This is a genomic window from Polaromonas sp. P1_G2 (genome assembly GCF_056405515.1).
Genome location: NZ_JBFUBY010000192.1, coordinates 1 through 8,086, shown reverse-complemented (window position 1 = coordinate 8,086; position 8,086 = coordinate 1). Strand labels below are relative to the sequence as shown.

6 protein-coding genes and 1 riboswitch are annotated in these 8,086 nt (G+C 65.1%); of the genes, 3 read left to right on the top strand and 3 right to left on the bottom strand.

From position 1 onward, the window contains the following. The first annotated feature begins 195 nt into the window (after positions 1-195). From AC1D0P_RS17885 to parC, 3 genes are all read left to right on the top strand, one after another. Positions 196-2,166: a DNA topoisomerase IV subunit B gene (locus AC1D0P_RS17885; RefSeq protein WP_477677978.1), complete on the top strand. Its 1,971-nt coding sequence runs from the start codon at positions 196-198 to the stop codon at positions 2,164-2,166. Beyond that, positions 2,166-3,038: a lytic transglycosylase domain-containing protein gene (locus AC1D0P_RS17880; RefSeq protein WP_477677977.1), complete on the top strand. Its 873-nt coding sequence runs from the start codon at positions 2,166-2,168 to the stop codon at positions 3,036-3,038. The genes AC1D0P_RS17885 and AC1D0P_RS17880 overlap by 1 nt, the downstream gene beginning before the upstream one ends. Positions 3,039-3,175: 137 nt before the next feature. Next, on the top strand, positions 3,176-5,533 hold the full coding sequence (gene parC, locus AC1D0P_RS17875; RefSeq protein WP_477677976.1) for a DNA topoisomerase IV subunit A: 2,358 nt from the start codon (positions 3,176-3,178) through the stop codon (positions 5,531-5,533). A gap of 41 nt (positions 5,534-5,574) precedes the next feature. Here parC and AC1D0P_RS17870 read toward each other — a convergent pair whose 3' ends face one another. The 3 genes from AC1D0P_RS17870 to AC1D0P_RS17860 form a co-directional block, all read right to left on the bottom strand. Next, positions 5,575-6,090 (bottom strand): 6,7-dimethyl-8-ribityllumazine synthase, encoded by a 516-nt coding sequence (locus AC1D0P_RS17870; protein ID WP_477677975.1) that lies wholly within the window; start codon positions 6,088-6,090, stop codon positions 5,575-5,577. A gap of 90 nt (positions 6,091-6,180) precedes the next feature. Then, a riboswitch (FMN riboswitch) is annotated at positions 6,181-6,337 on the bottom strand. 185 nt (positions 6,338-6,522) lie between these two features. Beyond that, positions 6,523-6,975: a RidA family protein gene (locus AC1D0P_RS17865; protein WP_477677974.1), complete on the bottom strand. Its 453-nt coding sequence runs from the start codon at positions 6,973-6,975 to the stop codon at positions 6,523-6,525. A gap of 120 nt (positions 6,976-7,095) precedes the next feature. Beyond that, positions 7,096-8,061 (bottom strand): tripartite tricarboxylate transporter substrate binding protein, encoded by a 966-nt coding sequence (locus tag AC1D0P_RS17860; RefSeq protein WP_477677973.1) that lies wholly within the window; start codon positions 8,059-8,061, stop codon positions 7,096-7,098. Positions 8,062-8,086 lie beyond the last annotated feature (25 nt).

The window sequence follows — 8,086 nt, the reverse complement described above, 5'->3', positions numbered from 1 at the left end:
GGTCATGGACGGTCGCCGTAAGCGGCGAAAAAGGAAAGGCCTGGGGCGGCAGGGAAGCTATCCGCCGACTGTAACGAAAATGGCGAAACGCTGCCGTGCCCGCCTTTCGTTCCCGCGCCAGAATCGGGTGGACTGTATGTTTGTACAGTGACTTTTCCGGCCCGGACTACAATTGCGGCAATTCTTTCATCTGCCATGGCCGACAAACTACCCACCGAATATTCCGAAGGCTCGATCCGCGTGCTCAAGGGCCTGGAGCCCGTCAAGCAACGCCCGGGCATGTACACCCGCACCGACAACCCCCTGCACGTCATCCAGGAAGTGCTGGACAACTCCGCCGATGAAGCCCTCGCCGGCCACGGCAAGAAGATCAAGGTCACGCTGCACACCGACGGCTCGGTCAGCGTCGACGACGACGGCCGCGGTATTCCCTTCGGCCTGCACCCGGAAGAACAGGTGCCGGTCATCGAGATCGTCTACACCCGCCTGCACGCTGGCGGCAAGTTCGACAAGGGCAAGGGCGGTGCCTACAGTTTCTCGGGCGGCCTGCACGGCGTGGGCGTCAGCGTGACCAACGCGCTGTCCAAACGCCTGGAAGTCACGTCCTACCGCGAAGGCATGGTGGCCCGCCTGGTGTTTTCGGGCGGCGACGTCATCGAAAAGCTGCACCTGCGCAAAAACGGCGAAGGCGACCGCAAGACCGGCACCACCGTCCGCGCCTGGCCCGACGCCAAATACTTCGAGTCGGCCGCGCTGCCCATGGCCGAGCTCACGCACCTGTTGCGAAGCAAGGCCGTGCTCATGCCCGGCGTCACCGTCACGCTGACCAACGAGAAGACCAAGGACACCCAGACCTGGTCGTATAAAGGCGGCCTGCGCGATTACCTGATGCAGACGCTGAACGGTGACCCCGTCATCCCGATGTTCGAAGGTGAAGGTTTTGCCGATTCCCAGCACGACAGCTTCGCCGAAGGTGAGGGTGCCCAATGGTGCGTGGCCTTCACCGAAGACGGCCAGCCGGTGCGTGAGAGCTACGTCAACCTGATCCCCACCAGCGCCGGCGGCACCCATGAAAGCGGCCTGCGCGACGGCCTCTTCAACGCCGTCAAGAGCTTTATCGACCTGCATTCGCTATTGCCCAAGGGCGTCAAGCTGCTACCTGAAGACGTTTTTGCCCGCGCCAGCTATGTGCTGAGCGCCAAGGTGCTGGATCCGCAATTCCAGGGCCAGATCAAGGAGCGCCTCAATTCCCGCGACGCCGTGCGGCTGGTGTCCAGCTTTGTCCGCCCGACGCTGGAACTGTGGCTCAACCAGCACGTCGACTAYGGCCGCAAGCTGGCCGAACTCGCCATCAAGGCCGCGCAAACCCGTCAGACGGCCGGCCAGAAGGTCGAAAACCGCACGGGCTCCGGCGGGGCCGTGCTGCCCGGCAAGCTGACCGACTGCGAAAGCCGCGACCTGGCCCACAACGAAGTCTTCCTGGTCGAGGGCGACTCGGCCGGCGGCAGCGCCAAAATGGGCCGCGACAAGGAAAGCCAGGCCATCCTGCCGCTGCGCGGCAAGGTGCTCAACACCTGGGAGGTCGAGCGCGATCGCCTGTTTGCCAACACCGAAATCCACGACATCGCGGTCGCCATCGGCGTCGACCCGCACGGCCCGAACGACACGCCCGACCTGAGCGGCCTGCGCTACGGCAAGGTCTGCATCCTGAGCGATGCCGACGTCGACGGCTCCCACATCCAGGTGCTGCTGCTCACGCTGTTTTTCCGCCATTTCCCCAAATTGATTGAATCGGGTAATGTGTATGTCGCGCGGCCGCCGCTTTTCCGGGTCGATGCGCCCGCGCGGGGCAAAAAGCCTGCGTCCAAGGTCTATGCCCTGGACGAAGGTGAATTGACCGCCATATTGGATAAATTACGCAAGGACGGGGTGCGCGAAGGCGCCTGGAGCATCAGCCGCTTCAAGGGCCTGGGCGAAATGAGTGCGGAACAACTGTGGGAAACCACACTCAATCCGGATACCCGCCGTTTGTTGCCCGTGCAACTGGGCAACCAGGATTTCGGGCAAACCGAGAGCCTGATCACCAAGCTGATGGGCAAGGGCGAAGCCGCGGCCCGCCGCGAACTGATGGAGTTGCACGGCGATGCCGTGGAGATTGATATTTGATGAAGCTGCCTGAGACCTTTTTATCCTTTCTGCGGCGGCCCCTGCGCGCGCTGGGCCTGCCTTTGATGGTCATGGGCCTGGCAGCGCTGTTCACCTCTCCCGCCCACGCCGACATCTGGGGCTACGTGGACAAGGACGGCATCGCGCACTTCTCTGCTGTGCGGCTGGACGACCGTTATGAACTCTTTTTCCGTGGCAGCGAAAGCTTTAGCGCCGGCGACAACGTGGGCCGAAGCGGCAAGGCTGTCGGCAGCGGCGCCAATCGCGCCACCGGCGTGGCCGCCGCGCCGCCCAAGCTGCTGGCCTACTTCGACGTGTCGCCCAACTACAAGGCCGTCAAGCACCTGCTGCGTGAAGCTTCCGTCACGCACGGCATCGACTACGAACTGCTGCAGGCGCTGATCGCCACCGAATCGGGCTTCAACACCCAGGCCGTCTCGCCCAAGGGCGCGGTCGGGCTGATGCAACTGATCCCGCCCACGGCCGAGCGATATGGCGTGCGGGCCAGCAAGGATTCCACGGTCCACAAAAAGCTCACCGACCCCAAGACCAACATCCGGGCCGGCTCCAGCTACCTCAGCGACCTGATCGCCATGTTCCCGGGCCAGCTTGAGCTGGCGATCGCCGCCTACAACGCCGGTGAAGGCGCCGTGCAGCGCGCGGGCAACAAAATCCCCAACTACCCCGAGACCAAAAACTACGTCAAGACCGTGATGCAGCTCTACAACCACCTCAAGCCGCCCAGCATGATGAGCGCGAGCGGCGGCCGGGTGCGCATGGAGATGATGGGCGGCGCCACGGGTCGCAGCAACATGGTGCCGACCACCGTCGCGTCCACCGCCACGCCTGAGGCCCCACCCGAGCGGAACTGACGCCCATGCATCCGGAGTCCCGCCGGCAACCCGGCAGCCTGAAAGCGGCTCCCCTCTTTTTTCTTTTCATAATCCTGTACCGGCCGCGCTGTGCGCACCGGCCCGGCATAACCTGACCTAGCCCAAGCCAAATCACGATGGATGATCTTTTCACACCGGACGCAGTCGCCCCCATTCCCGAACCCGCCGACCAGGATTCGCTGGCCGCGTACGCGCAGCGGGCCTACCTTGAATACGCGCTCAGCGTCGTCAAAGGCCGGGCCCTGCCCGACGTCTGCGACGGCCAGAAGCCGGTGCAACGCCGCATCCTCTTCAGCATGTCGCGCATGGGCCTGGGCTTCGGCGGCGCCAACGGCGCCAGCGGTGCCAAGCCGGTCAAGAGTGCCCGCGTGGTCGGCGACGTGCTCGGCAAATACCATCCGCACGGCGACCAGGCGGCTTACGACGCCATGGTGCGCATGGCCCAGGACTTCAGCCAGCGTTACCCGCTGGTCGACGGCCAGGGCAACTTCGGTTCGCGCGACGGCGACGGCGCGGCGGCCATGCGCTACACCGAGGCGCGGCTGGCGCGCATCACGACCCTGCTGCTCGACGAGCTGGATGAGGGTACGGTCGACTTTGTGCCCAACTACGACGGCTCCTTTGAAGAGCCGCGCCAGCTGCCCGCGCGCCTGCCCTTCACCCTGCTCAACGGCGCCAGCGGCATTGCCGTCGGCCTGGCCACCGAAATCCCCAGCCACAACCTGCGTGAGGTGGCCGACGCCTGCGTGGCCCTCATCAAGGCGCCCAAGCTCAGCGATGAAGAACTGTTCACGCTGATCGCCGGGCCCGACTATCCGGGCGGCGGGCAGATCATCTCCAGCAGCGCGGAAATCGCGGCGGCCTACAGCACCGGCCGCGGCTCGCTCAAAGTGCGTGCGCGCTGGAAGATCGAGGAACTGGCGCGCGGCCAGTGGCAACTGGTGGTGCAGGAACTGCCACCCGGTGTCAGCACCCAGCGTGTGCTTGAAGAAATCGAAGAGATCACCAACCCGAAGATCAAGGCCGGCAAAAAGGCCCTGAGCCAGGACCAGGTGCAGCTCAAGCAGACCATCCTGGCCGTGCTCGACGTGGTGCGCGACGAATCCAGCAAGGACGCCGCCGTGCGCCTGGTGTTCGAGCCCAAGACTAGCAAGATCAGCCAGTCCGAACTCATCAACACCCTGCTGGCCAACACCAGCCTGGAAAGCTCCTCGCCCATCAACCTGACCATGGTCGGGCTGGACGGCAAGCCGACGCAGAAAAACCTGCGCCAGATATTGACGGAGTGGATCGAATTTCGCCAGACCACGGTGCAAAAGCGTTCGCAGCACCGTCTCGACAAGGTGCTGGCCCGCATCCACATCCTCGAAGGGCGGCAGCTGGTGCTGCTCAACATCGACGAGGTCATCGCCATCATCCGCCAGTCGGATGAGCCCAAGCTTGCGCTGATCGAGCGCTTCAAGCTCAGCGAAATCCAGGCCGAGGACATTCTTGAAATCCGCCTGCGCCAGCTCGCGCGGCTCGAAGCCATCAAGATCGAGCAGGACCTGAAAAACCTGCGTGAAGAGCAGGGCCGGCTCGAGGAAATCCTCGGCAGCCCGGCGGCGCTCAAGCGCCTGCTGATCAAGGAAATCGAGGCCGACGCCAAGCAGTTCGCCGATGCGCGCCGCACCCTGATCCAGGCCGAGAAGAAAGCCGTGCTCGAAGTCAAGGTACTGGACGAGCCGGTGACCGTGGTCATCAGCGACCGGGGCTGGGTGCGCGCGCGCAGCGGCCACGGCCATGACCCGGCGGGCTTTGCCTTCAAGTCCGGCGACGGCCTCTACGGCACCTTTGAATGCCGCACTGTCGACACGCTGCTGGCCTTCGGTTCGCGCGGCCGCATTTATTCGGTGCCGGTGTCCGTGCTGCCCGGCGCGCGAGGCGACGGCCAGCCGCTGACCACCCTGATCGACCTCGAATCCGGCACGCAGCTGGTGCATTACTTCGCGGGCCCGTCCAATGCCGCGCTGCTGCTCAGCGCTAGTGGCGGCTACGGCTTCCTCGCGACGGTCGAGAACATGACGTCGCGCCTCAAGGCCGGCAAGGCCTTCATCAGCTGCGCCGAAGGCGAAACCATCTGCAGGCCCTCGCACGCCGCCTTCAACAGCGGCACGACGCCGATGGTGCCCGCCACGCATGTGGCCTGCGCCTCTACCGGCGGCCGCATCCTGACCTTTGAAATCGGCGAGCTGAAAATGCAGGCCGCCGGCGGACGCGGCCTGATGCTGATTGACCTCGAAGCCAAGGACACCCTCGCCGGCGCGGCGGCTTACACTCGCAGCGTCAAGATCGAAGGCATAGGCCGCGGCGGCAAAGCGCGCGAAGAAACACTGGAAATCCGCACGCTGAACAACGCCCGCGCGGCACGCGCGCGCAAGGGCAAGGCCGCCGACCTGGGCTTCAAGCCCAGCGGTATCGCGCGCGTCGAGTAAGCGTACGCCCGTAGCGCAACGCTACGGGCTCGGCCTTCTCATCAAGCCGCGAGCAATGACTCGAGCTTTTTCAGGCTCGCCACCGTCTCCAGGCAGGCCTGCGCCACTTCCTTGCCCTTGGTCAGGAAGTGCGCGGTGAAAAATTGGCGATGCTCTTCGTGCTCATGGAAATGCTGCGGCGTCAGCACTGCCGAAAACACCGGCACGCCGGTTTCCAGCTGTATGCCCATCAGCGCGCTGATCACCGCATCGGCGACGAACTCGTGGCGGTAGATGCCGCCGTCCACCACCAGCCCGCAACAGACCACTCCCGCATAGCGGCCCGACTGCGCGAGTTTTTTGGCGTGCAGGGGAATTTCGAAGGCGCCCGGCACTTCAAACGTGTCTATGGATTCAGGGCCCACGCCCTGCCTGGCCATTTCGGCCAGGAAGGCGCCGCGCCCCTGGTCCACGATGTCTTCGTGCCAGGACGACTGGATAAAGGCGAAACGAGCCTTGGGGGCGCCACCGGAATGGATGGCGGAAGGGGAAGCGACTGAACTGTTTGTCTGACTCATGGATGGCCTCTGTAGGTATTACCAGAATCAGGGCGCACGAGCCTGCGGCCGGCCATGAGCGCGCAGGCGCCCACGGCACAGCCGTTTGCATCGCGCTCTCTTTCATCCGGACTGTGACCGTCGGCTTCGGAGTTGAACCGAATCTGCTGACCCCGCGCCCCGGTGAAGAGGTGCGGGCGCTCGCGGGCTGATGCAGTTGCCTGCAAACACCGCCGGTGGGGAATTTCACCCCGCCCTGAGAACGCTGCCCCGGCGAAATGGCCGGGACGGTCTGAGTTTAAGGCCGGGTGACCGCCGGTCGTTGCCCGGGAATTATTGGGCCTGCTGGCCGAACAGGATTTCCGCTGCCGGCGGCCTCAAAGGGCCGCAGCAATGTGTCGAACAGCCAGCGCTGGCATCGATGACGAGCAGCGCCTGTTTCATCACGCGAACTTATTCGACTTCCGCGACCAGGTCGATCTCGACACAAGCACCCATGGGAACCTGGGCCACGCCAAACGCGCTGCGCGCATGCTTGCCGGCGTCGCCGAAGACTTCGGCAAACAGTTCGCTCGCGCCATTGGTCACCAGGTGTTGCTCGGTGTAGTCGCCGGTCGAGTTGACGAGGCTCATGAGCTTGACGATGCGCTTGACTTTGCCCAGGCCGACGGCGGCTTCCAGCGTCCCCATCAGGTCGATGGCGACCGAACGCGCGGCGGCCTTGCCTTCTTCGGTCGTCATGTTCTTGCCGAGCTGGCCGACCAGGGGCTTGCCGTCTTTCTTGGCGATGTGGCCGCTCAGGAACACCAGATTGCCGGTCCGCACAAAGGGCAGGTAGGCCGCGACGGGGATCGCGACGGGGGGCAGGGTGATGTTCAGTGCTTTCAGCTTGTCGTAGGCGCTCATGGTGTTTCCCTTTGGTTGAAGGCGGTTCCCGCAGGCGGGGTGGTGCAGGGAATTGTAGGGCGGGCCCGCCAGCGGGCGGGCCTGTAGCGGCATGAAAGGAAGTGATGCAGCGGGGCTGGCTTATTCGGGCTTGATGCCGGCCTTGCGCACCACGGCGCCCCAGCGGTCCACCTCGCTGCGCATGAAGGCGCGCAACTCGTCGCGGCTCGAGCCCTTGAGGTCTATGCCCAGCGTGGTGAGCCGCTCACGCGTCGACGGGTGGGCCAGCGCCGCGACGGCTTCGTTGCGCAGCCGCTCGACGATCTCGATGGGCGTGGTGGCCGGCGCCACCAGGGCCCACCACTGGTTGAACTGCATGCCTTCCATGCCGGCTTCGCGCGCGGTGGGGACGTCGGGCAAGCCGGCCAGGCGCGTGTTGCCGGTCACCATCAGGGCTGAAATCCTGTTCGCGCCCAACAGCGAGCTGGCGCTCGCCAGCGTGGCGAAATGCGCGTCCACCTGGCCGGCCGCGACGTCGGTGAGCGCCGGCGCCGAGCCGCGGTAGGGAATGGCGTTGACCTTGATGCCGGTGGCGGTGGCGAACAACTCGCTCGACAGATGGCTGATGGAGCCGTTGCCGCTGTGGGCCAGGGCCAGCGGCACCTTGCTGTTGCGGTGGTTTTTGAGGAAGCCCTTGATGTCGCCGTTCTTGTACGCCGCGCCGGCGAACAGCATCAGCGGTGAGGTGCCGACCATGGAAACCGGCGTGAAGTCGCGCAGCAGGTCATAAGGCATCTTGTTGAACACGGCCGGCGCGATCGCATGCGGCAACTCGACGATGGCGAAGGTGTAGCCGTCGGGCGCAGCCTTGGCCGCGGCCTCGGTGCCTATGCGGCCCGAGGCGCCGGAGCGGTTGTCCACCACCACGCTCTGGCCCATGGTCTCGCCCATGCGCTGCGCGATGGCGCGCGCGATCGCGTCCGTGCTGCCGCCGGGCGCCCAGGGCACGATGAGGCGCAGGGGCTTGTCGGGGTAGGCGGCATGGGCGCTTGCGCTGATCAAGGCGGCGCCGGCCAGGAAGAGGGCGGTGAACAGTCGGGTCTTCATGGGGAAATCCTTTGCGGTCTGGGGG

What these genes read in the sequence shown, in the direction of transcription:
- AC1D0P_RS17880 (WP_477677977.1), top strand. Translation starts at nt 2,166, where the DNA reads ATGAAGCTGCCTGAGACCTTTTTATCCTTTCTGCGGCGGCCCCTGCGC.
- parC (WP_477677976.1), top strand. Translation starts at nt 3,176, where the DNA reads ATGGATGATCTTTTCACACCGGACGCAGTCGCCCCCATTCCCGAACCC.
- AC1D0P_RS17870 (WP_477677975.1), bottom strand. Translation starts at nt 6,090, where the DNA reads ATGAGTCAGACAAACAGTTCAGTCGCTTCCCCTTCCGCCATCCATTCC.
- AC1D0P_RS17865 (WP_477677974.1), bottom strand. Translation starts at nt 6,975, where the DNA reads ATGAGCGCCTACGACAAGCTGAAAGCACTGAACATCACCCTGCCCCCC.
- AC1D0P_RS17860 (WP_477677973.1), bottom strand. Translation starts at nt 8,061, where the DNA reads ATGAAGACCCGACTGTTCACCGCCCTCTTCCTGGCCGGCGCCGCCTTG.